Source organism: Burkholderia sp. LAS2 (assembly GCF_018417615.1).
GTDB classification, from domain to species: domain Bacteria; phylum Pseudomonadota; class Gammaproteobacteria; order Burkholderiales; family Burkholderiaceae; genus Burkholderia; species Burkholderia sola.
This window is the reverse complement of sequence record NZ_CP071052.1, coordinates 3,616,924-3,639,872: the sequence shown is the minus strand read 5'-3', so window position 1 is coordinate 3,639,872 and position 22,949 is coordinate 3,616,924. Positions and strand designations below refer to the sequence as shown.

The following is a 22,949-nucleotide window of genomic DNA, read 5'->3' as shown; positions in this document are numbered from 1 at the left end:
CGCGATTCGCATGCACCTGTCCGACGCTCGTCCGGCTAACCGGGTTCTCCGGCCGAGAGCGATACGACCGGCGTGGGTTGCGCGGAAGTCGTCCTTGACGATGGCTGAACCGTCCCGACGACCGCCCGCCCATACTGATCGTCGAACCGCACGATATCGTCCTCGCCGAGATAGTTGCCCGATTGCACCTCGATGATTTCGAGCGGAATCCGGCCGGGATTCTCGAGTCGATGCACTTCGCCGACGGCGATATACGTCGATTCGTTCTCGCACAGCAGGAACGTCTCGGCGCCGCGCGTGACCTTCGCGGTGCCGCGCACCACGATCCAGTGCTCGGCACGGTGATAATGCATCTGCAGCGACAACTGCCTGCCGGGTTCGACGACGATCCGCTTCACCTGGAAGCGCTCGCCGAAATCGATCGAATCGTAATGGCCCCACGGCCGCTGCACCTTGCGGTGCTCGCTCGCCTGCGGGCGCTGGTCGGTCTTCAGGCGCGCGACGATGTTCTTCACGCGCTGCACGTCGTGCTTGTTCGCGACCAGCACCGCATCGGCCGTCTCGATCACGACGACGTCCTTCATCCCGACGCACGCGATGAGGCGGCCTTCGGAGCGCACGAGGCTGTCCTGCGTATCCTCGAACACGATCGGCCCGCGCGCGACGTTGCCCTGATCGTCCTTCGGCATGATTTCCCAGATCGCGTCCCACGTGCCGACGTCCGACCAGCCGGCCGCGAGCGGCACCACGATGCCTTCGATGCCGAGCTCGCCGTGTTGCGCGAGGCGCTCCATCACCGCATAGTCGATCGAATCAGACGGGCACGCGTCGAAGGCCGCCGCATCGATCCGGAAGAACGGATCGTCGGCGACGCCCGCGCGCCATGCGTTCTCGCAGGCGGCGTGGATGTCCGGCGCGAGCGCGCCGATTGCCTTCAGCCAGACCGATGCGCGCGTGACGAAGATCCCGCTGTTCCACCAGTAATCGCCCGATTGCAGATAGCGTTCGGCCAGCGCCGCATCGGGTTTTTCGACGAAACGCCCGATCGCGTAGCCGCCCTGGCTGCCGTGGCGGCCCGAGCGCGGCTCGCCCACCTGGATGTAGCCGTAGCCCGTCTCCGCGCGGCGCGGCAGCACGCCGAGCGTGACGATCGCGCCTTCCTGCGCATAGCGCGCCGCGCGTGCGATCGCGTCCTGGAACGCGCCGACGTCGACGATCACGTGATCGGCCGGCATCACGGCGAGCACGGGGTCGTCCGCGAGCGCGCTCGCGTCGAGCGCGGCCAGCGTCAGCGCGGGCGCGGTGTTGCGCGCGGCCGGCTCCAGCAGGATGCGGGCGGGCGCCGAGCGGCCGTGCACCTGCTCGGCGCTCATGAAGCGATGCTGTTCGCCGCAGACGAGCAGCAGCGTATCGCCGAGCGACGCGTTCGCGATGCCGTTCAGGCGGCGCGCCGTCGCCGACAGCGGCGACTCGTTCGAGACCAGCTCGATCAGTTGCTTCGGATACTGCTCGCGCGACAGCGGCCACAGCCGCGTGCCGGAGCCGCCGGCGAGAATCACCGGCAGGATGCTCGGCAGATCGGGTTCGGGAACCGGGCGAAGGGTAGGGGTCATCGGTTCGCTCCGGTATCGGCGGGTAGCCGGGTGCGCGCGCGGCCGTCCGCGCGCGTGTCGTCGTTGCGGGAGACGGAAACGGCCCGCGACAGCAGGTGACGCAGCGCGCCGGCTGCACGGTCGGCCGACCGTACCAGGCCGACGAACGGCGCACCCTGTTCGAGATACGGGCCGTAGGCCTTGCGGAATCCGAACTGTTTGTAGAATGCCTGACGCGGCGCGGGGACGTGCGTGCGCACCGCGGTGTCCGGCCATGCGGCCTGCGCGGCGGTGAGCGCGCGCCCGATCAGGCGTTCGAGCGTGTCGTCGTCGCGGCAGCTTTCGCTCGTCAGCACCTTGTCGATCACGACGTCCGGATCGATGTCGTCGCCGGGCAGGATGCGCGCGTACGCGGCGACTTCCGTCGTGTCGCCGTTGCGCACGCTCGCATAGACGTGCAGCGCGCCCGCGTCCTTGCCGTCGATGTCGAGATGCGTGTGCGCATCCTCGACCACCAGCACGGCGTTGCGCGCGCGCAGGATTGCGTAGAGATCGACGGCGCTCAGGTGTTCGAATTCACAACAATGCCATTCCATGATGCGGTCCTCGCGTGATGCCTTCGGCACGCCGCGCCGCACGGACGCGGTCGTTCCGTGCGGCGCGGCGATCTTCATCATCCGGATGCGGGGTGCGGCGGTCTGTTCGAAAGCGTACTCACGCTCCGGATTCGCATGCACGGCGCGGGATACGACGCGACGTGCGCGTCACGGGAGCGTCGCAATGTGCGATAGCACACACCGTCGGGGCCGGTGCCTTTTCATAATTGCTTCATCGTGGCGGCCTGCAATGAGGCGCGACCGACATCGCGCGCAAAACGGGTCACCGGGACGCGGGACCGAGGATTGCGGTGGTTCGCGACCGGCCGGTCGCGCGCTTGCACCGTCGTGGTGATCGGCTGGTGCGTTTGCTTCGGGTCGTGACGTGCGCGGTGGCCGATCGCGCCGGGAGGGCCGTCATGCTGCACCGCACGGCGCGCGGGCGTGCGTCCGATGCCCGGCGCCCGGCACCCGAGCCTGTCGGCGGGGAATTCGCCGAAAAGAGGCTGCGCGGCGCGAGGCCGGTGATTACGACGTGTAACGGCCGGGCGGCCCGCGCGCCGGCGCAAGGCGATGCGGCGACCCGCCGGCGCGCGCGATTATGCGGTCCGGACGCGCGGTCCCACGCACTTTTGGGAGATTTCGGTGAAAATCGCAGGTAATCGATCGTATCAATCTTGCGGAAAAGTAGTATTTGCCACTGATTGACGGGAATGGTCGGAGATAATCAAATCTCAGTGGTCAAAAGCGCGCAGCGCGGGGCCACGGGCAGCGTAACCGACTGATTCAGGATTATCTTTTGGTAACAAGGTCATCTCGAAACGGGGTGTAGATTCAGGTGCGGATGAAATGGGGCGGTCAATCCGGGCGCGGTTTGGCAGCCCTCCGGTTCAGCATCGGGCGCGACTGTCGTGTACGACGCGACGCACATGCGGACGGAATGTCCGTTTGCCGGCGTGCCCCGCCTGACGGCGGGTCGCTTCAAAGCCGGAATGTCATGGCTCCCGCAGCCGCGCATTCCGTTCGAGTTCGATGACAACGAGGCCGGATGACATCCGGCTCGACCTCCGGGGGTTTTCGCCGTGTGCAGTTTCGATCTTCGCCAAGGCTGCGGAAACGCAGCGCGGAAGGGCGGCCATGCGCCGCCGGCCGCAGCGCACGCGGACGGTTCGCGGAGTGCAGAGAGTGACGGTTCGTTATGAATATGCCAATAACGCGCGATAAGAGCGCCGGCGCGGGGAGCGGTAACGGGCAGCGTCCGCTGATTTACTGGACGCAGTCGCCGTCCGTGATGCTGCGAAAGGAATTGTCGCGCCGCGACTGGAAAGTGACGGTCGTCGCGCATGCGAACGACCTGCGCGACACGTCCGGCGAAATTACCTGCGGCATTCTCGATCTGAGCGGTGGCCATGCCGATGCGATCGGCAGCATCGCGTCGACCTGCGCGTCGATGCGCGACGTCGTCTGGGTGGCGCTCGTGGACGTCGGCCAGACGGCGTCGCCGAACGTGCGCGCGCTGTTGCGCGACTACTGCTTCGACTACGTGACGCTGCCGGCGTCGCACCAGCGGATCGCCGATACGGTCGGCCATGCCTATGGCATGGAGTGCCTGTTCGCGCGCGATCGCGAACAGCTCGAATCGGAGGAAAAGGGCATCGTCGGCACCTGCAGCGCGATGTTGCGGCTGTTCGATACGGTGCGGCGTTTCGCGCGCACCGACGCACCGGTGTTCGTGTTCGGCGAAACGGGAACCGGCAAGGAGCTCACGGCCGTCGCGATCCACCGTCATTCGGAGCGACGCAACGGCCCGTTCGTCGCAGTCAACTGCGGCGCGATTCCGCCGCATCTGCTGCAGTCCGAGCTGTTCGGCTATGAGCGCGGCGCGTTTACCGGCGCGAACGCGCGCAAGATCGGCTACGTCGAGGCCGCGAACGGCGGCACGCTGCTGCTCGACGAAATCGGCGACCTGCCGCATGAAAGCCAGGCGAGCCTGCTGCGGTTCTTGCAGGAACGTTCGATTCATCGCCTTGGCGGCAGCGATCCGGTGCCGGTCGATGTCCGGATCGTGTCGGCGACGCACGTCGACCTGCGCGACGCGATGGAGGAAGGGCGTTTCCGCGCCGACCTGTTCCACCGGCTGTGCGTGATGCGCATCGACCAGCCGCCGCTGCGCGCGCGCGGCAAGGACATCGAACTGCTCGCGCACCACATGCTCGAACGCTTCCGCGGCGATGCGCGCCATCGCGTGCGCGGCTTTTCGACGGATGCGATCACGGCGCTCTACAAGCACGACTGGCCGGGCAATGTCCGCGAACTGATCAACCGCGTGCGCCGTGCGGTCGTGATGACGGAGGGGCGCCTGATCACCGCGCAGGATCTCGAGCTCGAATACTGTCTCGATGCGGCGTCGCCGTCGGTCGCCGACATCCGCAAGTCGATCGAGCGCGAGGCGATCGAAACCGCGTTATTGCGGACGCGCGGACGCGTCGCCGCTTCGGCGCGCGAGCTCGGCGTGTCGCGCGCGACGCTGTATCGCTGGATGGAGGCGTACGGCATCGAGCGACCGCGCGGGACGGGCTCGTCCGACTGATATGCGCCAGCATGACGCTCGCGCCGGACGCGAGCGTCGTGTCAGCCGGCCTGCGTGGCGCGCACCGCGCGCGCGGCGTTGACGGCCCGGATTTCCACCGTGGGCGCGACGTAGTCGTCGGCCGCCGCGAGCTTCCCGTCGGTTCGCAATGGAATGAGCGCGATGCGCGCAGGCGTGCCGGGCGCGAGATGGAACCAGTCGTCGCTCGGCATGAAGCCCGGCGCGTCGATCTGCACGTGGCGGGCGACGTGTCGCGTGTCGATGTCGACGTGCCAGGTCGCGCCGGTGCGCGACACGCATGCCTCGATCCCCGGTTCGCGACGCGCCAGCACGGCCGGATGCGTGCGGGACGGAAAATGGAACGCCTGCGACAGCAGCGTGCCGTCGTCGGCGCGTAAGGTCGCTACGACCGTATCGTGTTCGCAGGGGCCGAAGCGGTACGCGTAGGTCCAGTCGAAGAAGCGGCCGAGCAGCTCGGCCGAGCCGAGCCGTACCGTGTCGTGCGCGGCGATCCGCACCGGGGAGCCGGCCCGCGCGACCGGCGTGCGGCCGTCGCGCAGCGCGACCAGCTCGATCGCGGCCGACAGCGGCGCCGGGCGTTCGTTGACCACATGCACGTCGAGCCCGTTCAGGCCTTCGTCGACGAGCAGCACCTGGATCGGCTGCAGCACCTGACGCAGCGCATACCAAGCCGATTTCGGCCGGTGCGCGGCGTCGATCACGCCCCATCCGGCGCCCGGCATCACGTCCTGGAACTGCCACACGAGCGCGCCCGCGCAACGCGAACCGGTGCGCCGCCATTCGGAAAACGTCTCGCGCATCACGTCCGCGATCACCGCACGCGACAGCTCGAGGTAGCGCGCCGGGTCCTCGCGCCGCAGCCGGTCGGGCACGACGTCGTACAGCGTCTGCAGATAATGGTCGCGGATATCGTCGAAATCCCACGACGTGCCGGGGTCGCGGGGCACGGCCGCCTTCCAGCGCGGTTCGTGCACGCCCGGCCAGCCGAGTTCCGCGAGCGTCGCATCGCCCGGCACGTTCGCGAACGCGAGGCATTCGCTCGCAAAGCGCACGTCCGCGCGGCGCGCGTCGTCGAGCGGGCGCAGATACGCGCCGACGCCGTAGTAGTGCGACACGCGTTCGCGCGGCATGAACGGCAGCACGCCGCCGTCGGGCGAATCGGGCACGTACGGGACGTCGGGGCGGTGTGCGGCCGCGTGGCCGGCCAGCCGGTCGGCGGTCAGCTCGACGAAGCGCTGCTTCGGCCCGAGCCCCGACATCGCGGCCTGCTGCGCGATCTCGCTGCCGCCGCACAGCACCGCAAGCGACGGCGAAGGGCCGTGACGCGACAGGAACTGGCTCGCCTCGCGATCGACGTTGGCCGCGAACGCGGGATCGTCGAGCGCGTAATCGAAGTTCGCGAAACCGAAGTCCTGCCAGACCAGCAGCCCGAGCCGGTCGCACCATGCGTGGAACGCGTCGGCCTCGTAGGTCATCGTGCCGCCGACGCGAATCATGTTGAAGCCGGCGTCGCACGCGAGCCCCAGCAGGCGGCCGTAGGTCGCGTCGTCCGCGTGCAGCGCGAGCGGCGCGGCGCTGCTCCAGCATGCGCCGCGCGCGAATACGGGCACGCCGTTGATGCGCAGTCCGAAACCCTTGCCGTCGGCGCCGGCGTCGACGTCGATCGTGCGAAAACCCGTCGAGCCCAGCGACCGGCGCGCATCGCCGATATGCAGCGCGATCTCGTAGAGCGCCGGTTCACCGTGCGTATGCGGCCACCAGCGGCGCACGTTCGGTATCGCGACGCTCGTGCGCAGCCGGTCGGCGCCGGCGCGTTCGAGCGTCGCGTGATGTTCGCCGCATGACAGCCGCGCCGCGAACATGTCGGGCAGCGGCGCGGCGAACGTCAGTTCCGCATCGAGCCAGCCCGTGTCGCCTTCGACGCGTGCATGCAGTTTGCAATCGGTAAGAATGGGCCCGTCGGACGGATCGAGCACGTCGATGGGCCGCCATGGGCCGGTGGGCACATACGGCGGGAACCAGCCCGGCATATGGCCGAACAGCGACGTGCGGATCGTGCGCAGCGTGGCCGGTTCGGCCAGCCGCGTGCGCCAGCGTGCACGGCGCGTCGCGCGCGCGTCGCGCAGGTGCGGCGCGAGCGCGCGGAAACAGACGGTCAGCCGGTGCGTGCCGTCGAGCGACACGGGCACGTCGTGCGCGACGAACATGCTGTCCGAGCAGTGGATCGGCGTGTCGTCGAGCCAGGCCTGCGCGAGCGTCGCGAGGCCGTGAAAGCGCAGGATGCGCAGCCCGCGCCCGCGCAGTTCGAGCCGATACCAGTGGTCGCGCTCGTCGAGCGACGCGGCTTCGTCGAGCCGGCCGGACAGCGCGAGCGCCTGCGCGACCGTGCCGGGCACCGGCGCCGCGATCCAGCCGTCGTGGTCGGCCGGGAGGTCGCGCGGCTCGCGCACGGCGCCCGCGGCCGTCGCCCGCATCGACCATGCGGGCAGCGTGCGCGCGCGCGTCACCGCATGGCCGGCACGGGCGCTGCGTCGGCGCGCACGGGCGTCACGTGCCGCAGCGGCGCGCCGATCTGCCGCGCGCACGCGACGAGGTCGGCGTACGCAGCCTCGATCGCTTCGAGCGTCGCATCGCCGCGCTCTTCCTTGCCGCGTGCGCACGCGCGCGCGAGCCGAAATTCGAGCACCATCGCTTCGGACGCGATGCGATCGCACGCGGCGCGGATCTCGGCGAACGGCCCGGTGCAGCCGCTGGCGTGCAGCCAGCGCGCATAGTGGCCGAACAGTTCGAAATTCGCGCCGAGCTGCCGCACCGAATTGAACGAGTACGCATGGAAGCGTTCGAGCGGCGCTTCCGCGAGGATCTGCGCATCGGTCTGCAACTGCCGGCGGAACGCCGCGATCGGATCGACGACCGGCAGGCGCCGCAGGTGGCGCTGCAACGCGGCGAGCGAGGCTTCGCACAGCGCGCGCTCGTCGAGCGGCGCAAAGCGTCGCTTCGCGCATTCGACATACGGCGGCAGCGTCATCGGCGAACTCGCGCCGATGAGCCCGTTGTAGTCGAAATCCTCGGCAACGTAATAGCCGCTGTTGTGGAAGTAGCCGATCTGGTGCTTCTCGCGGTCGATCGCGTCGATGCCGATCGTCGTCTTCGTATGCTGCGTGCGGTAGCTGGTGCCGCGCGTATCGGGCAGGAACCACGCGTCGACCTCGACGATCATCAGGTGGCCACGCGCGACCTGCGTCTCGATGTGCTGGTCGAGCGGCTCGTAGATCGAATGCTCCTGCACGACGATCCCGTAGAGCCGCTCCAGTTCGTCGTGCGGAAACTTGAAGAACGTGAACTGGTCGCCCTCGAAATCGAGCGCGATCGTAAACGGCAGCGCTGCATACGGATTGAGGCCCCACCAGCGGAGCACCTCGAGCCACATGTCGACGTAGCAGTTGGTCTGCTTCCAGACCATCTCCTGACTGTGCAGCGGGTGCGGCCGGTAGTGGCGCGCGCGGTGGCGCACGCCCTCGAACGACGCGTCTTCGCCGTCGCGGGAAACGAACCTCATCGCGCGCCCCACAGCACGTCGCGCACGTCGCTCGGCCATGCGTCGATGTCGAAGCCGTGGTGGCGGAACAGCGCGAGCGTGAGCCGCTCGAGGCCGAAGCCGACGCAGCCCGTGTGCGCGACATCGCCGGTCGCGGTGCGGATGTCCCACAGCAGTCCGAAGTGGTCCATGTGGTAGTTGAAGCTCAGGCACGCGGTCTGCCGGTCGTCGTGCTCGATCGGAATCAGCAGCTCGAACTTCAGGTTCTGCTCGCGCTGGCTGTCCGCGACGATCTTGCCGCCGCGCCCGAAGAACGGGTCGTTCGCGAGATCGATCGCATTCGGCAGGCGCAGCGCGTCGATCATCCGCGTGCCGCGTTCGATCCATGTCTCGCGGAACGAGACGATCTGCTCGGGCGTGCCGATCCGCACGTACTCGCGCATCCGGAACAACTGCATGCGGGTCGGGTCGAGCGACGGTTCGTGACGGAAGCAGTACGAGAACACGTCGACGATCCGGCCGTCGGCGGGCAGCGCGCCCGCGCGCGCGACGACGGGATACACGGGGTAGCACGCGGCCGGCGTCATCACGACGTAGGTCGGCTTCTGGTTTTCGGTCCAGTCGTCGCCGCGATCGAGGCATTGCAGCACGCGCTGATGCTGGCGTTCGTCGCCGCAGAACGCATGCACGCTGCCCGCCAGTTGCGGAAAACTCTTCATGTATTCGCTGCGCTCGAACTCGGTGCGGCTCATCGCCGGCGGGAAGCGCAGCACTTCGGCCTGCTGGTCGGCGCCGAGGCGAGTGACGAACGCGTCGAGCGCTTCGACCACGCGCTCGAATCGTTCGCTGCGGCCGAACAGGCCCTGGATGCCGGTCGAGACCAGCAGGCCGGCATCGATCAGCGCGTCGCGCAGCGGATTGATGCCCGCGCGGTCGAACGGTGCGTCGGCGGGAACGGAGGGGGCGGAAGCGGCAGAGGGCACGGCGAGGCGATCGTTCACGTATGTTTCTCCAGCGTCGCGGGACGCAGCGCGAGCAACAGGCTCGCAGTGTTGGCGGCAATGCGGTCGTTGCTGATCATCAGCGGCGCCGCGTGCAGGTCGCGAATGTGGCGGCCGATGCTGAACGGCGTGCCTTGCTTGTAGCCCGCCATCCCGCAGATCATCATCGCCTGGTGCGCGACCTCGAGCGCGGTCGCCGACACGTAGGTCTTCAGCGTATTGATCTCGGCGGCCCATGCCATGCCGGCCGACCACGAGCGGGCCGACGCGTTCGCGTGGAGGCGCAGCACGTTGTCGACGCGCGCTTGCATCGCCTGCATCAGCGCGAGCGATTCGGCGATGCGCCGCGCGGCGGGCGACGGCGCGCCATCGGTCTGGCGCGCCTGCGCGCGGAAGAACTGGTGCGCGCGATGGAACGCGTCGCCGGCCACGCCGATCCACACCGCGGCCCACAGGATGTGCGAGACCGGCACCATCGTTTCCTCGGCGATCTTCGCGAACGGCACCGGCAGGCATTGCACGGCGGCGCCCTGCGCGTCGAGCACGAAGCCGTTGCTGCACGTGCCGCGCATGCCGAGCGTGTCCCATTCGCCGCGGCGCGTGAGCGTATAGCCGTCGCGCAGCAGCGTGACGAGCACCTGCTCGGAAGCCGGCGCATCCGCATCGCGTCGCGCGGTGGCGAGAATGCCGTCCGCGTAGTCGCCGTACGAGATCGTCGGCGCGGATTTGTGCAGCCGGAACCCGCCGCCGTCGATCTCGAGCGCGCACTGGCTCGCGCGCAGGTTGCCGCCGACGCCGTCTTCCGACGTGGCCGACGCGAGCAGCCACTGGTGACGCACGAGCTGCTGCAGGAACAGCTTGTGCCAGCCCTGGTCGGCGGCATGGTCGACGATGCACGCCACCTGGATCTGGTGCATCGCGAACACCATCGCCGACGACGCGCACGCCTGGCCGAGGATCGAGCAGGCCGACGCGACGTCTTCCAGCGACGCGCCAGCGCCGCCGAGATGGGCCGGCACCATCGCGCCGAGCAGCCGGCGCGCGCGCATCGCCTCGATTGCCTCGACGGGGCAGCGCGCGTCGCGATCGACCGCATCGGCATGCTGCGCGGCGATCTGCGCAACGGCATGCGCGGCCTCGTCGAGCCGATGCGAATCGCTGTCGGACGCGAGTTCGGGAAGCAGCGCGCTCATGCGGAGTGCTCGGTGCGTTGCAGCGTGGCGATCGTGTCCGCGAGCGCGTCGATGCTGCGGAACAGGTTGCGGTTCAGCATCTCGTCGGGAATCTCGATGTTGAACTGCTTTTCGATCGCGAGCATCAGCTGGATCGTATCGAGCGAGGAGAGGCCCGCTTCGTAGAGGTCGTCCCCGTCGCCGATCGAGTCGATCGCGGCTTCGAGATGGGCGACGTGCTTCAGGATGGTTCTGATTTCGTTTTTCACGTGCTGCTCCGGCGTGCGTGGTGTCGTCCGCTCGGGCAGACGCGCGATAAGCGCTGACATCCCCCCGGCAGTCCGGCATCAGTAGACCATCGGCAGCCCCGGCGTTCTGTTCGCCACCCTACAAACGGCTGACCCGGCACGCGGGCGGCGCCGAAGCGCCGCCCCGACCCGGCGCGCCGATCACGCGCGCGACGCGGCCGGCACGCCGGAGTCGGCCGACAGGATGCGCTTCATCTCGTCGCGCACGATCGCGCGGCAGCCGCACGACATTTTTTCGAGGCCGTCGAGGTCCGCGAGCTCGATCGAGCTGCGGTATTGCCGGATCAGGCCGAGCTTCTGGATTTCGCCGGCGGCGTCCGTGACCGTTTCGCGTCGTACGCCGAGCATTTGCGCGAGCATGCTGTGCGTCACCTGGATCTCGATGCTGCGCGTGCGGTCGAACGCGAGCAGGAACCATCTGCATAACTGATGTTTGAGCACGTGATGACGGCTGCAGAACGTGATCTGCGCGACCTGCGCCATCAGCAGCCGCACGCAGACGAACACGAGATGGCGGATCACCGGCGACGCCTCGAACGCGGTCGCGAAGACGCGCCGGTCGAGCCGGTAGACGAAGCCGTCGCGGCACGCGACCGCGCGGCAGGGCATCCGGCCGCTGCCGCCGATCACGTCGTCGCAGACCACGCTTTCGCTGCCGATCTCCGCGACTTCCAGCGTCATGCCGCCGGACGACACGTACTGCAGCGAAATCGCGGTCGTGACCGGCAGGTAGACGGCGGCGAGCATTTCGCCGGGTTCGCACAGCACTTGCCCGGATTTCAGGTGAACGAGTTGCAGGTGGGGCGTCAGCGTGGCGAGTTCGTCGCGGTCGATGGCCGCGAGAAACCGGTTGGCGTCGAAGCTGTGGGAAAGTTCGATCATGCCGTTCGCATAAGCGACGGCGTCGGTGGCCTGATGAGTCACGGCGCATCCTCGCAGGTGGGCGGTCGCGCGTCGTTGCGGCGAATCCCGGAATGGAAATCGCACGATCGTGCGGACTTTGTTGATCAAAAAAACGGAATGACGATACTCGCGAAAAAGGCTAGCACGCAATTGAATTCGGCCAATTCGACCTTTTGCCATTTCACAAAGTTTGACGATTTCGACTGCACGCAAACGTTATGTCGATTTAAGAATTCCTTTCTCCGGAATTAATCATCCGGAAATGGAATCGTGAACCTGCTTGTCATTCTATGTCGACCGGAATCAATCGGACAACGTGACGAATCGTACAGAGAAAGTGGCGGGAAGACATTGAACATTATTTGACAAATAAATGGGGTCATCCAGATTTTGTATTTATATCAACGGCTTGCAGGCGATATGTGCGGTGGTGGACAGAGTGGGGAATTAGTGTGCCGATTCAAATTTGAGACAGTTTGAAACGAGCGTGTGCGGTGCGGCGACGCCGGGAAATGCTGCGCCGCACATCACGGAAACAATTGAAAATCGGCTGTAAGTATTTGAACGATAAGCATCGCGACCGCAACGCCGGCGTCCCGAGCCGGCGCGCGGGAATTGATCAGTCGAATGCGTGCTGTGTCCGCCGTATGGGGGAGTGTCCGGAAATGAGACGTTTTTTCGGTTTTGGGGTCGGTTATTCAGGGCCTCTAAATCGGATGTGATTCATATATTAAGGACGGGCGGCTATTGGCACGTAAATCGCTTATTCGGGCTGGCGTGTCGAAACGGGGCAGTCGACTCAATTCGGCGTTGACATGCCGATGATCAGTCGGATTCACGGTTGTGGGCCGCAACCGCTGTCAACGTCCGGGCGCGCATCGCGATAACGAGTTCCGTGCCTGCCGCTGGCGGCGCGGACGATAAAAGGGATACAGACATGCTTCATCTTCACTCGAGCTATTCGGCGAACGCCATTCTTGCTGCCCTCCCGGAGGACAGCATCCGCGCCATCGCCCCGCATCTCGAACTGGTCAGGATCAAGGCCGGGATGCTCGACCGGGTCGGCGAGCCGATGCGTCATCTGCATTTTCCGACGACGGCGATGATGTCGGTGCAGCACCTGATGGAGGACGGTGCGATGGTCGAGGTGGCGGTGGTCGGCCGCGAGGGTGTGGTCGGGCTGGGGACGCTGGTCGGCGGTATCGCCGCGTCGAGCCGGGTCGAAGTGCGCATCGGCGGAATGGCCTATCGCGTGCCGAGTTGCGTGATGCGCGCCGAATTCGAGCGGTCGGCGCAGACCTACCGGCTGTTGCTCAACATCTGCCAGGCGACGATGGCGCAGATCTCGCGCAGCGCGCTGTGCAACCGGCATCACTCGGTCAGCGAGCAGCTCAGCCGCTGGCTGCTGCTCGCGCACGACCGGATCGACGGCGACGAGCTGGCCGTCACGCAGCAGACGATCGCGAACATGCTCGGCGTGCGGCGCGAAGGCGTGACGGAAGCGGCCGGGAACCTGCAGGAAGCCGGGCTGATCCGGCAACGCCGCGGCCGCATCACGGTGCTCGACCGCGACGGCCTCGAACATCACGCGTGCGAATGCTACAGCCTGATTCGCGCCGACTATCGGCGGTTGCTCGGCACGCGCGAGCATGCGAGGCCGGCGACGATTCGCCCGCGCATGCCGGACGCGTACCGCGGATTCCCCGCACATGGTGCGTGACGATGCAGTCGATGTCCGGTGGAACGAATGCGATCCGGCGTGCCGCGATCGCGGCGGCCGACGTCGTGCTCGTGCTGGCCGGGGCGCTCGCCGCGCAGGCGGCGTCGGGGCCCGGTTGGCATGCGCTGTCCGACGCGCAGCGCGGCGCGATCGCACTGCTGTGCGTGCTGACGGTGGCGCTGCTGCCGCGCTACCTGCGCACCGTGCGCGGCGGCGTGGCGGTGCGTGGCGGTGCGCACGTGTTGACACACACGCTGGTGGCCGTGGTGTGCGCGAGCGTGCTGACGGTGGCCGGCACGATGTGGATCATGAATCGCGGCGGCACCGTGACGACCCGCTGGATCGCGCGCACGGTGCTGGCCGGCGACGCGGCGCTGCTGCTCGGCCGCGCGGCGCTGCTGGCGTTCGCGCTGACGCGTGGCGACCCGCGTGCGCGGCAGCGCCGCGTCGCCATCGTCGGCGCGACGGCTTACGGGCGCGTGGCGATCGAGCGGATGCAGCTCGCGCCGAACGGCCCGTTCGCGGCCGCGTGCGTGTTCGACGACGATGCGCCGGCCGCCGCGGGCGGCATCGGCGGCGTACCGGTGATCGACGACTGGAACGCGTTGCGCGAGCGGATTCGCGGCGGCGACATCGACGAGGTATGGCTCACGCTGCCGATGTCGCACGAGTGGCGGATCCAGCGGATCGTGCGCGAGTTGCGCGACGAGTTCGTCGAGTTGCGGCTGTTGCCCGACGTGCGGCAGATGGCGGTCGTCGATCGTTCCGCGACCGACGTGCTCGGCATGCCGGCGATCAATCTCGCGACCACGCCGCGCTCCGCGCCTGAGCTGTGGGCCAAGTTCGCGTTCGACCGGCTGTTCGCGTTCGGCGTGCTGATTCCGTTGCTGCCGCTGCTGACGATGCTCGCGATCGCGGTCAAGCTGTCGTCGCCGGGGCCCGTGCTGTTCAGGCAGCGCCGCAAGGGCGTCGACGGCCGCGAGTTCGACATCCTGAAGTTCCGGACGATGCGCGTGCATCGCGTGCAGCCGGGCGTCGTGCGGCAGGCGTCGCGCAACGATTCGCGCATCACGCGCGTCGGCGCGTTCCTGCGGCGCACGTCGCTCGACGAGTTGCCGCAGTTCTTCAACGTGCTGTTCGGGCAGATGTCGGTGGTCGGCCCGCGTCCGCACGCGATCGAACACGACGACTTGTATCGGCAACTGATCGACTGCTACATGTACCGCTACCGCGTACGGCCCGGCATCACCGGATGGGCGCAGGTGAACGGCTATCGCGGTGAAACGCGCAAGGTCGAGGCGATGGCGGCGCGCGTGAAGTTCGATCTGTTCTACATGCAGAACTGGAGCTTCTGGTTCGACATCAAGATCATCCTGCTGACGGTGGTGCGCGGCTTCATCGGGCGCAACGCGTTCTGAGGATCCCGAATGATTGCAGCAGCGCTGCGCGAGCGATCGTATCGACCGCGCGATGCCGGTCCGCGGGCGCGGAAAGAACCGCGGCGACCGCACGGGAAATTGCTGCGCTGCGGGTGTGCCGACGCGCTGCGCCGCCCGCGCCGCAAGGCGGGGATTGCGCGTCCGTCCCCAGTTTCCGCACCGCTGCCGCTGCGTGAACGGCACGCTGATTCCGGTCAACACACGCGTGTTCAATGGGTTTATCCTGCGTCGAATGCGTCCGGCGTTTCGCGTCCGGCCGCCCATCCGGATGCGACCGCGCAGGTCATGCCTGCGCGCCGCGCACCGGTGCGATACCGCGCGCCGCTCTTGTTTCGCGCGGAACCCGGAACAGGAGAGACAGCCATGTCGCTCGACCCACGACAACGGCAGACGCTGAAGCAGCGGCTGAACGAGAGCGAGCAGGCGCTGCGTGCGGAGATCCGCGCGAGCGAAGACCAGCGCGCGTCGGAATCCTATGCGGAGCTTGCCGGCGCGGCGCCGGACGAGGGCGACGAGGCGAACGCGGACCTCTTCGTCGACGTCGACCATGCGTTGATCGGCATGAAGCTGACCGAGCTGCGCGCGGTTGGCCGCGCGCAGCAGCGGATGCGCGACGGCAGTTACGGCGAATGCATCGACTGCGACGGCTCGGTCGGCTACGAGCGCCTGCTGGCGCGCCCGACCGCCGAACGCTGCACGCATTGCCAGTCGCTCTACGAGCGGCGCTACGCGACGACCCCGCGCGCATCGCTCTGACGTCGTGCGTGCGTACGCTCGCCGACCATGGCCGCGACATCCGGACGATGATCGCGAACGGCGACAATCCCGGGAAGATTCCGTCGATCGGGCGCGGCTGGCTGACGCGGCATGACGTGCTGAACACGCGCACGCTCGCGCAACCGCAGCCGCGCTGGCGCGCACGATGGGCGGTGCGGGCAGCACCGGCGGCAGCGGCACGCAGCGGAGCCGGTCGAAGGGTGCGTGAACGCGTCGCGCCCGGCCGCCACGCGTTCGACTCATGCCGGCAAGGTCATCCGAGTACGCCGGTCGCCGGGACGTAGGGCAGCCCGAGCGCCTGCGCGACCGCTTCGTACGTGATATGGCCGTCGCACACGTTCAGGCCCGCGCGCAGATGCGGATCGTCGAGCATCGCCTGTTTCCAGCCCTTGTCGGCGAGCGCGAGCGCATGGCCGAGCGTTGCATTGTTCAGCGCAAAGGTCGACGTGCGCGCGACCGCGCCGGGCATGTTCGCGACACAGTAGTGGACCACCCCGTCGACGACGAAGGTCGGCGCAGCATGCGTGGTCGCATGCGAAGTCTCGAAGCATCCGCCCTGGTCGATCGCGACGTCGACGACGACCGCCCCCTTGCGCATCGTCGCGATCATGTCGCGCGTGACGAGCCGCGGCGCCGATGCGCCCGGCACGAGCACGGCGCCGATCACGACGTCGGCATCGCGCACGGCTTCATCGACCGTATGCGCATTCGAGCAGACGGTCGCGATCCGGTTGGCGAACACGAGATCGAGCTGGCGCAGCCGGTTCACGTTGGTGTCGAGCACGGTGACGCGCGCACCCAGGCCCACCGCCATCTGCAGCGCGCCGGTGCCCACCACACCCGCGCCGAGCACGACGACGTGCGCGGCCGGCACGCCCGGCACGCCGGCCATCAGCACGCCGCGGCCACCGCGCGGGCTTTCGAGGTGGGTCGCCGCGACCTGGATCGACATGCGCCCCGCGACTTCGCTCATCGGTGCGAGCAACGGCAGGCCGCCGCCGGGGCCCGTCACGGTTTCGTAGGCGATGCAGACCGCGCCGGATTTCACGAGCGCGGCGGCCTGATCGGGATCGGGCGCGAGATGCAGATACGTGTAGAGGATCTGGCCGCGCCGCAGCATCGCGCATTCGGCCGGCTGCGGCTCCTTGACCTTGATGATCATGTCGGCGCGCGCGAAGATTTCGTCCGCGCCGTCGCTGAGCAATGCGCCCGCGGCCGTGTAGTCGTCGTCGAGCAGGCCGATCGCCGTGCCCGCGCCGCGCTGCACGAGCACGCGATGGCCGTGCCGCGTGAGTTCGCGCGCGCCGGCCGGCGTGAGGCCGACGCGGTATTCGTGGTTCTTGATCTCTTTCGGCACACCGATCAGCATGAGTCGCCTCCATGGCCTTCGTTATCGTCGTCGTGCGGGCAGCCGGTTGCACAGCGGCGTGCCGATCGCAGTACTGGAATAACAGCGTAGTGGTGCGCGGAGGGAAGTCAAGCAGCCGGCTCGCGCGACGACGCATCCGCACTGCAGCGCAGCATGCGCGGCGACCGGTTGCGACCGGACGTCGCAATGCGCGCGTGGCCGGGTTTCGGTATCGTCGTGCGTGGCGCGGGCCGGGGCCGCGTGCCGAATCCTTTCGGCAACACAACGGGACGAGGACATCGATCGACATGACAGGTGCGTATTTCAGCGTGCCGACGCTTTGCGCCATCGCGCTCGTGCACGTCTACTGGGCGTTCGGCGGCCGGCTGGGCAAGCGTGCGGCCATTCCGGAGCAGGACGGCGTACCGCTGTTGCGGCCGACTGCCGTCGGCACGCTTGCCGTCGCGGCGGCACTGCTGGGCGGCGCAGGCGTGGTCGCCGCGCGTGCCGGCTGGCTCGGGCGCAACGCGTATCCCTGCACGATCGCGTTCGCGGTCGTTGCGCTCGCATTGATCTTCGCGGTGCGGGCCGTCGGCGATTTCCGCTACGTCGGCTTCTTCAAGCGGATTCGCGGGTCGCGTTTCGCGCGGATGGACACGCTGTATTACTCGCCGCTGTGCGCGGCGCTGGCGTTGTCGATCGCGTCGATGTTCTGGCCGTGGTGAGTGGCGGCCGGCGCACGGCTCACTCCGTGCGCGTATCGTCGATCAACGCTACGTATTCGGCTGGCACGGCATCGGTCAGCCAGACGCCGTTTTCGGCGACGAAGAACGTATGGCCTTGCCGATGCATGCGCCGCGCATCGACTTCGAGGATCGCGGGCACGCCGTAGCGCGCACCGACGGCCAGCGCCGTGCGGACGTCTGCCGACAGATGTACGTGATGACGGACGCCGGGTTTCAGCCCTTGCGCGCGAATCGAATCGAGGAAGCGCGTCGCCGTGCCGTGATAGAGGCGCTCGGGCGGTTGCGCGGCCGGATATTGGCGCTGCACGGCGGGCGTCGAATGGCCCTGTACCGCGCGGATGCGTTGACCGTCATCCGACAGCGCGAAGCGCTGCTTGTCGCTGGTTGCGCACACGCTTTCGATCGTCGTGCGATCGAGCTGGCGTCCGTGACGGGCGGCGCCGGCGATCAGTTCGTCGATGTCGGCCCAGCCTTCGGTGTCCAGTTGGAGGCCGATGGCCTGCGGCTCGTGGCGCAGCAGGTAGCTCAGATATTTGCTGATGCCGGTCGCATCGGGCGCCGGCTGTTTGTTTTTCTCGGTATTCATGAGTTGCGGAGGCTACCAGAGCGCGCTGCAACTCGATACCGTCATCTGTCCGGACGTCGCCGGAAAGCGACACGCGCGCGCCGCAGCTGATCGTCCGCCCGGCCGGGAAGCTGTCCGCTATCTCGCCATCCTTGCACATTCCGGCTTCCGAATTTCCCATTGTTGCTAATTTCGATGCACTGAATTGCATTGAACCCCCTGGCAATGGAACCGGTTCCAGCTATAATTCGCCCGCACTCGTCGCCGGACCCGAAAGAGGTCGTGCGCGTTGCGCTTGCCGTGGGCAGACGCGACGTCTAAGTTGAACAAGGGTCATGGGCGATGACGGACAGATGCAGGTCGATGCCGGTATTTGTCCGACGATAGGCCCGCGAAGAGGTCGATCCGCGCAGCGCGCCGCCGGCATCCGCGGCGCCGCGCGGCCGCAACGAGGGCGTCCCCGCGAATCGCGGCCGGCCGCCAGCATCGAGGTTGTGCGCAACACACGAAAGAACAGGGCAACCGGCCGCCTGCGGCACGGCTGCCTGCCGGGCACGCGGCATGCGGAATGCGCGCGTCCGAACCCCGATCCCCAACGATCAACATCCGACCATGTCCACGCCACCTGACAAACCCAATTCGCGTCGCCGTTTCCTGCGCACATCGGTCGCGCTCGTGCCGATCGCGTCGGTCGCCGGCTGCGACCTGCGCTCGTCGTCGTCGCCGTCCGCGACGACGGCCGGCAACGCGTCCGCTGCGTCGGCCGGCGCCGACCGCGCGCCGTACAAGCCGACCTTTTTCGATGCGAAGGAATGGGCGTTCGTCCAGGCCGCGGTCGACCGGCTGATTCCGGCCGACACCGAAGGCCCCGGCGCGCTCGAAGCGGGCGTGCCCGAATTCATCGATCGCCAGATGGAGACGCCGTATGCGCACGGCGCGACGTGGTACATGCAGGGGCCGTTCCAGCAGGGCGTGCCGGAGCTCGGCTACCAGTTGAAGCTGGTGCCGCGCGACATCTACCGGCTCGGCATCGCGGCGGTCAACCGCTATTGCGAAAAGGCGCACGGCAAGGCGTTCGCGGATCTCGACGCGCCGACGCGCGACGCCGTGCTCGGCGCGCTGGAGAAGGGCGGCGCGCAGATCGACGACGTCCCGCCCGGCCTGTTCCTCGGCCAGTTGCTGCAGAACACGCGCGAAGGCTACTTCTGCGATCCGGTGCATGGCGGCAATCGCGACATGGCCGCGTGGAAGATGATCGGTTTCCCGGGCGCGCGCGCGGACTTCATGGATTTCGTCAACCAGAGCGGCAAGCCCTATCCGTACGGCCCCGTCTCGATCAACGGGGAGCGCAGCTGATGGCCGCAGACAAGAAGCCGCATGTCGATGCGGTAATCGTCGGTTTCGGCTGGACCGGCGCGATACTCGCGAAGGAACTGACCGAAGCGGGCCTGAACGTCGTCGCGCTCGAGCGCGGCGAATATCGCGACACCTACCCGGACGGCGCGTATCCGAACACGATCGACGAGCTGACCTACAACATCCGCAAGAAGCTGTTCCTCGACCTGTCGAAGACGACCGTGTCGATCCGCCACGGCCTGCAGGACACCGCGCTGCCGTACCGGCAGCTCGCCGCGTTCCTGCCGGGCGAAGGCGTCGGCGGTGCGGGGCTGCACTGGTCGGGCGTGCACTTCCGGATCACGCCGGAAGAGCTGCGCCTGCGCAGCCACTATGAAGAGCGCTACGGCAAGAAGTTCATCCCCGAAGGGATGACGATCCAGGATACGGGCGTCACGTACGACGAGCTCGAGCCGCATTTCGATTTCGCCGAGAAGGTGTTCGGCACGTCGGGGCAGGCGTACAAGGTCGGCGGCAAGGTGGTCGGCGACGGCAACGTGTTCGAGGCGAACCGCAGCGACAATTTCCCGCTGCCCGCGCAGCTCAACACGTATTCGGCGCAGCGCTTCTTCGATGCCGCGCACTCGCTCGGGCTGCATCCGTACAGGCTGCCGTCGGCGAACACGTCGGGCCCGTACACGAACCCGTACGGCGTGCAGATGGGCCCGTGCAACTTCTGCGGCTACTGCAGCGGCTACGCGTGCTACATGTATTCGAAGGCGTCGCCGAACCTGAACATCCTGCCCGCGCTGAAGCAGGCGCCGAACTTCGAGCTGCGCTCGAAGTGCCATGTGCTGCGCGTCGACCTCGACGACACGAAGAAGCGGGCGACCGGCGTGACCTACGTCGATCCGGCCGGGCGCGAGGTGCACCAGCCGGCCGATCTCGTGATCGTGGCCGCGTTCCAGTATCACAACGTGCACTTGCTGCTGCTGTCGGGCATCGGCAAGCCGTACGACCCGATTTCGGGCGAAGGCGTGGTCGGCCGCAATTTCGCCTACCAGAACCTGTCGACGATCAAGGCGTTCTTCGACAAGGATACCTACACGAATCCGTTCATCGGCGCGGGCGGCAACGGCGTCGCGGTGGACGACTTCAACGCGGACAACTTCGACCACGGCCCGCTCGGTTTCGTCGGCGGCTCGCCGCTGTGGGTGAACCAGGCCGGCGTGAAGCCGATCAGCGGCATCGCGACGCCGCCCGGCACGCCGCAGTGGGGCTCGGCGTGGAAGAAGGCCGTCAAGGACAACTACGCGCACACGATCTCGATGGATGCGCACGGCACCAACATGTCGTACCGCGACGTGTATCTCGACCTCGATCCGACCTATCGCGATTCGTACGGCCAGCCGCTGTTGCGGATGACGTTCGACTGGAAGGACAACGACATCAAGATGGCGCAGTACGTGACCGGCCAGATGAAGAAGATCGCGGAAGCGATGGGGCCGAAGGCGATCGGCGTGTCGACGCGCGAGTTCGGCAAGCACTTCGACTCGCGCCAGTACCAGACGACCCACCTCGTCGGCGGCGCGATCATGGGCACCGACCCGAAGACGAGCGTGCTGAACCGCTACCTGCAGTGCTGGGACGTGCACAACGTGTTCGTGATGGGCGCATCGGCGCTGCCGCAGGGCATCGGCTACAACCCGACCGGGATCATCGCGGCGCTGGCCTACTGGTCGGCCCGCGCGATTCGCGAGCAATACCTGAAAAATCCCGCCCCGCTGGTGACCGTATGAAGAGGACGATGAACCACCACAACGCCGCGCGCCGCGTTTCTCCGCTGCGGCGCGCGCTGGCGATCGGCTCGGCATGGGCGGCATTCGGCCTCGCGGGTGGAACCGCGTTCGCACAGCCGGCGTCCGCGCCGACCGCGGCTTCGGGCCCGGCGGCCGCACCTGCCGCCCAGTCGGCCGACGCGGCCCTCGTCAAGCGCGGCGAATATCTTGCGCGCGCAGGCGACTGCATCGCCTGCCACACCGCGAGCGGCGGCAAGCCGTTCGCGGGCGGGCTGAAATTCGACACGCCGATCGGCGCGATCTACTCGACGAACATCACGCCGGACGCGAAGACGGGCCTCGGCGGCTGGACCTACGAGGACTTCACGCGTGCGGTGCGCGAAGGCGTGCGCAAGAACGGCGACACGATGTATCCGGCGATGCCGTTCCCGTCGTACGCGCGGCTGACCGACGACGACATGAAGGCGCTGTATGCGTACTTCATGCACGGCGTCGCGCCGGTCGAGCACGAGAACCGCAAGGTCGACATCGTGTGGCCGCTGTCGATGCGCTGGCCGCTCGGCATCTGGCGCAAGCTGTTCGCGCCGTCGCCGAAGCCGTTCGACGCGGCGTCGTACCCCGACCCGGTCGTCGCGCGCGGCGCATATCTGGTGCAGGGGCTCGGCCACTGCGGCGCGTGCCACACGCCGCGCGCGCCAACGATGCAGGAGCGCGGGCTGACCGACGCCGACGGCCTCGACTTCCTGGCCGGCGGCGCGGCGATCGACGGCTGGGTGCCGACGAGCCTGCGCGGCGAGCCGCGCACCGGCCTCGGCACGTGGAACGAAACCGAGATCGTGCAGTTCCTGAAGACCGGCCGCACGCTGCGCACGGCCGCGTTCGGCGGGATGACGGACGTGGTCGACCACAGCATGCAGCACATGACCGACGACGACCTGAACGCGATCGCGCGCTACCTGAAGACGTTGCCGCCGCGCGTGCAGGGCGAGCGGCCGCACGTGTACGACGCGGCCGCGGCGAAGGCGCTCCAGACCGGCGACGCGAGCAAGCCGGGCGCGGCCGTCTATCGCGACAACTGCATGGCTTGCCACCGCAGCGACGGCCACGGCTACACGCGCGTGTTCCCGGCGCTCGCCGGCAACCCGGTCGTGCAGGGCGACGACCCGACGTCGCTGATCCACGTCGTGCTGGAAGGCAGCGCGCTGCAGGGCACGCGCACCGCGCCGTCGACCTTCACGATGCCGCCGTTCGGCTGGCGGCTGTCGGACCAGGAAGTCGCGGACGTGTCGAACTTCGTGCGCACGAGCTGGGGCAACACGGGCGCGCCGGTGACGGCCGCGCAGGTCGCGAAGGTGCGCAAGAGCGTGCCGTCGACGCGGCCCGAGCCGCCGCCGGGCGCGCGGTTCCCGCGAGCGTCGCGCTGACCGGAGCGGCGGGGCGCGAGCCCCGCCTGCTGCTGGGGTGGCGCCCACGCGCGGCGGGTCCGCGCGACGCCTTTC

General features: G+C 67.9%; 18 protein-coding genes. 8 read left to right on the top strand and 10 right to left on the bottom strand.

Annotated features, from left to right (window positions below):
- Positions 1 to 35: 35 nt before the first annotated feature.
- Together JYG37_RS16835 and JYG37_RS16830 are read right to left on the bottom strand one after the other, a co-directional pair.
- A complete protein-coding gene (locus JYG37_RS16835) occupies positions 36 to 1,613 on the bottom strand; it encodes a mannose-1-phosphate guanylyltransferase/mannose-6-phosphate isomerase (protein ID WP_050010866.1) in 1,578 nt (525 codons plus the stop codon).
- Positions 1,610 to 2,188, bottom strand: coding sequence for a GNAT family protein (locus JYG37_RS16830; RefSeq protein ID WP_050011082.1), 579 nt, complete (start codon positions 2,186 to 2,188; stop codon positions 1,610 to 1,612). Before JYG37_RS16830 ends, JYG37_RS16835 begins: the two co-directional genes overlap by 4 nt.
- Before the next feature lie 1,198 nt (positions 2,189 to 3,386).
- Between JYG37_RS16830 and JYG37_RS16825 the strand changes: the two genes are divergently transcribed.
- On the top strand, positions 3,387 to 4,778 hold the full coding sequence (locus tag JYG37_RS16825) for a sigma-54 dependent transcriptional regulator (RefSeq protein WP_175976070.1): 1,392 nt from the start codon (positions 3,387 to 3,389) through the stop codon (positions 4,776 to 4,778).
- Positions 4,779 to 4,819: 41 nt separating this feature from the next.
- Here the strand turns inward: JYG37_RS16825 and JYG37_RS16820 are convergent, their stop codons facing one another.
- From JYG37_RS16820 to JYG37_RS16795, 6 genes are all read right to left on the bottom strand, one after another.
- Positions 4,820 to 7,273 (bottom strand): glycoside hydrolase family 2 protein, encoded by a 2,454-nt coding sequence (locus JYG37_RS16820; RefSeq protein ID WP_502775479.1) that lies wholly within the window; start codon positions 7,271 to 7,273, stop codon positions 4,820 to 4,822.
- A 29-nt stretch (positions 7,274 to 7,302) separates the two neighbouring features.
- Positions 7,303 to 8,358 carry a DUF1839 family protein gene (locus JYG37_RS16815; RefSeq protein ID WP_124554165.1) on the bottom strand — a complete coding sequence of 352 codons (1,056 nt, stop codon included), beginning with the start codon at positions 8,356 to 8,358 and terminating at the stop codon, positions 7,303 to 7,305.
- On the bottom strand, positions 8,355 to 9,338 hold the full coding sequence (locus JYG37_RS16810; RefSeq protein ID WP_213345625.1) for an amino acid--[acyl-carrier-protein] ligase: 984 nt from the start codon (positions 9,336 to 9,338) through the stop codon (positions 8,355 to 8,357). The genes JYG37_RS16815 and JYG37_RS16810 overlap by 4 nt, the downstream gene beginning before the upstream one ends.
- Positions 9,335 to 10,531: an acyl-CoA dehydrogenase family protein gene (locus tag JYG37_RS16805; protein ID WP_124554167.1), complete on the bottom strand. Its 1,197-nt coding sequence runs from the start codon at positions 10,529 to 10,531 to the stop codon at positions 9,335 to 9,337. Before JYG37_RS16805 ends, JYG37_RS16810 begins: the two co-directional genes overlap by 4 nt.
- Entirely contained in the window at positions 10,528 to 10,779 is a 252-nt protein-coding gene (locus tag JYG37_RS16800; protein ID WP_006490451.1) for an acyl carrier protein, read from the bottom strand. Before JYG37_RS16800 ends, JYG37_RS16805 begins: the two co-directional genes overlap by 4 nt.
- A gap of 180 nt (positions 10,780 to 10,959) precedes the next feature.
- The gene (locus JYG37_RS16795; protein ID WP_175976075.1) at positions 10,960 to 11,742 is read right to left on the bottom strand and encodes a Crp/Fnr family transcriptional regulator; all 783 of its coding nucleotides are present in this window, start codon (positions 11,740 to 11,742) and stop codon (positions 10,960 to 10,962) included.
- A gap of 916 nt (positions 11,743 to 12,658) precedes the next feature.
- Between JYG37_RS16795 and JYG37_RS16790 the strand changes: the two genes are divergently transcribed.
- The 3 genes from JYG37_RS16790 to JYG37_RS16780 all read left to right on the top strand — a co-directional run bounded on the left by JYG37_RS16790 (position 12,659) and on the right by JYG37_RS16780 (position 15,636).
- A complete protein-coding gene (locus JYG37_RS16790) occupies positions 12,659 to 13,441 on the top strand; it encodes a Crp/Fnr family transcriptional regulator (RefSeq protein WP_050010874.1) in 783 nt (260 codons plus the stop codon).
- Between the two features lie 11 nt (positions 13,442 to 13,452).
- Positions 13,453 to 14,859 (top strand): undecaprenyl-phosphate glucose phosphotransferase, encoded by a 1,407-nt coding sequence (locus JYG37_RS16785; protein ID WP_124554169.1) that lies wholly within the window; start codon positions 13,453 to 13,455, stop codon positions 14,857 to 14,859.
- 384 nt (positions 14,860 to 15,243) lie between these two features.
- The gene (locus JYG37_RS16780; RefSeq protein ID WP_050010876.1) at positions 15,244 to 15,636 is read left to right on the top strand and encodes a TraR/DksA family transcriptional regulator; all 393 of its coding nucleotides are present in this window, start codon (positions 15,244 to 15,246) and stop codon (positions 15,634 to 15,636) included.
- 274 nt (positions 15,637 to 15,910) lie between these two features.
- On the opposite strand, the gene ald is transcribed toward JYG37_RS16780, so the two are convergent.
- Positions 15,911 to 17,026, bottom strand: coding sequence for an alanine dehydrogenase (gene ald, locus JYG37_RS16775; RefSeq protein WP_050010880.1), 1,116 nt, complete (start codon positions 17,024 to 17,026; stop codon positions 15,911 to 15,913).
- A gap of 287 nt (positions 17,027 to 17,313) precedes the next feature.
- On the opposite strand from ald, the gene JYG37_RS16770 reads away from it, so the two are divergent.
- The gene (locus tag JYG37_RS16770; RefSeq protein ID WP_050010881.1) at positions 17,314 to 17,730 is read left to right on the top strand and encodes a DUF3995 domain-containing protein; all 417 of its coding nucleotides are present in this window, start codon (positions 17,314 to 17,316) and stop codon (positions 17,728 to 17,730) included.
- 19 nt (positions 17,731 to 17,749) lie between these two features.
- Here JYG37_RS16770 and JYG37_RS16765 read toward each other — a convergent pair whose 3' ends face one another.
- Positions 17,750 to 18,337, bottom strand: coding sequence for an RNA 2'-phosphotransferase (locus tag JYG37_RS16765; RefSeq protein ID WP_213345624.1), 588 nt, complete (start codon positions 18,335 to 18,337; stop codon positions 17,750 to 17,752).
- Positions 18,338 to 18,928: 591 nt separating this feature from the next.
- Between JYG37_RS16765 and JYG37_RS16760 the strand changes: the two genes are divergently transcribed.
- From JYG37_RS16760 to JYG37_RS16750, 3 genes are read left to right on the top strand one after another with little or no spacing between them, the layout of a single operon-like run.
- Positions 18,929 to 19,672 (top strand): gluconate 2-dehydrogenase subunit 3 family protein, encoded by a 744-nt coding sequence (locus JYG37_RS16760; RefSeq protein ID WP_124554171.1) that lies wholly within the window; start codon positions 18,929 to 18,931, stop codon positions 19,670 to 19,672.
- Positions 19,672 to 21,450 (top strand): GMC family oxidoreductase, encoded by a 1,779-nt coding sequence (locus JYG37_RS16755; RefSeq protein ID WP_011547848.1) that lies wholly within the window; start codon positions 19,672 to 19,674, stop codon positions 21,448 to 21,450. The genes JYG37_RS16760 and JYG37_RS16755 overlap by 1 nt, the downstream gene beginning before the upstream one ends.
- Complete coding sequence (locus JYG37_RS16750) at positions 21,447 to 22,874, top strand: c-type cytochrome (RefSeq protein ID WP_213345623.1); 1,428 nt, start codon at positions 21,447 to 21,449, stop codon at positions 22,872 to 22,874. The genes JYG37_RS16755 and JYG37_RS16750 overlap by 4 nt, the downstream gene beginning before the upstream one ends.
- The last annotated feature ends 75 nt before the right edge of the window (positions 22,875 to 22,949 follow it).

Coding starts and splice junctions, on each gene's coding strand:
- JYG37_RS16835 (WP_050010866.1), bottom strand. CDS start 1,613: ATGACCCCTACCCTTCGCCCGGTTCCCGAACCCGATCTGCCGAGCATC.
- JYG37_RS16830 (WP_050011082.1), bottom strand. CDS start 2,188: ATGGAATGGCATTGTTGTGAATTCGAACACCTGAGCGCCGTCGATCTC.
- JYG37_RS16825 (WP_175976070.1), top strand. CDS start 3,387: ATGAATATGCCAATAACGCGCGATAAGAGCGCCGGCGCGGGGAGCGGT.
- JYG37_RS16820 (WP_502775479.1), bottom strand. CDS start 7,273: ATGCGGGCGACGGCCGCGGGCGCCGTGCGCGAGCCGCGCGACCTCCCG.
- JYG37_RS16815 (WP_124554165.1), bottom strand. CDS start 8,358: ATGAGGTTCGTTTCCCGCGACGGCGAAGACGCGTCGTTCGAGGGCGTG.
- JYG37_RS16805 (WP_124554167.1), bottom strand. CDS start 10,531: ATGAGCGCGCTGCTTCCCGAACTCGCGTCCGACAGCGATTCGCATCGG.
- JYG37_RS16790 (WP_050010874.1), top strand. CDS start 12,659: ATGCTTCATCTTCACTCGAGCTATTCGGCGAACGCCATTCTTGCTGCC.
- JYG37_RS16785 (WP_124554169.1), top strand. CDS start 13,453: ATGTCCGGTGGAACGAATGCGATCCGGCGTGCCGCGATCGCGGCGGCC.
- JYG37_RS16780 (WP_050010876.1), top strand. CDS start 15,244: ATGTCGCTCGACCCACGACAACGGCAGACGCTGAAGCAGCGGCTGAAC.
- ald (WP_050010880.1), bottom strand. CDS start 17,026: ATGCTGATCGGTGTGCCGAAAGAGATCAAGAACCACGAATACCGCGTC.
- JYG37_RS16770 (WP_050010881.1), top strand. CDS start 17,314: ATGACAGGTGCGTATTTCAGCGTGCCGACGCTTTGCGCCATCGCGCTC.
- JYG37_RS16765 (WP_213345624.1), bottom strand. CDS start 18,337: ATGAATACCGAGAAAAACAAACAGCCGGCGCCCGATGCGACCGGCATC.
- JYG37_RS16760 (WP_124554171.1), top strand. CDS start 18,929: ATGTCCACGCCACCTGACAAACCCAATTCGCGTCGCCGTTTCCTGCGC.
- JYG37_RS16755 (WP_011547848.1), top strand. CDS start 19,672: ATGGCCGCAGACAAGAAGCCGCATGTCGATGCGGTAATCGTCGGTTTC.
- JYG37_RS16750 (WP_213345623.1), top strand. CDS start 21,447: ATGAAGAGGACGATGAACCACCACAACGCCGCGCGCCGCGTTTCTCCG.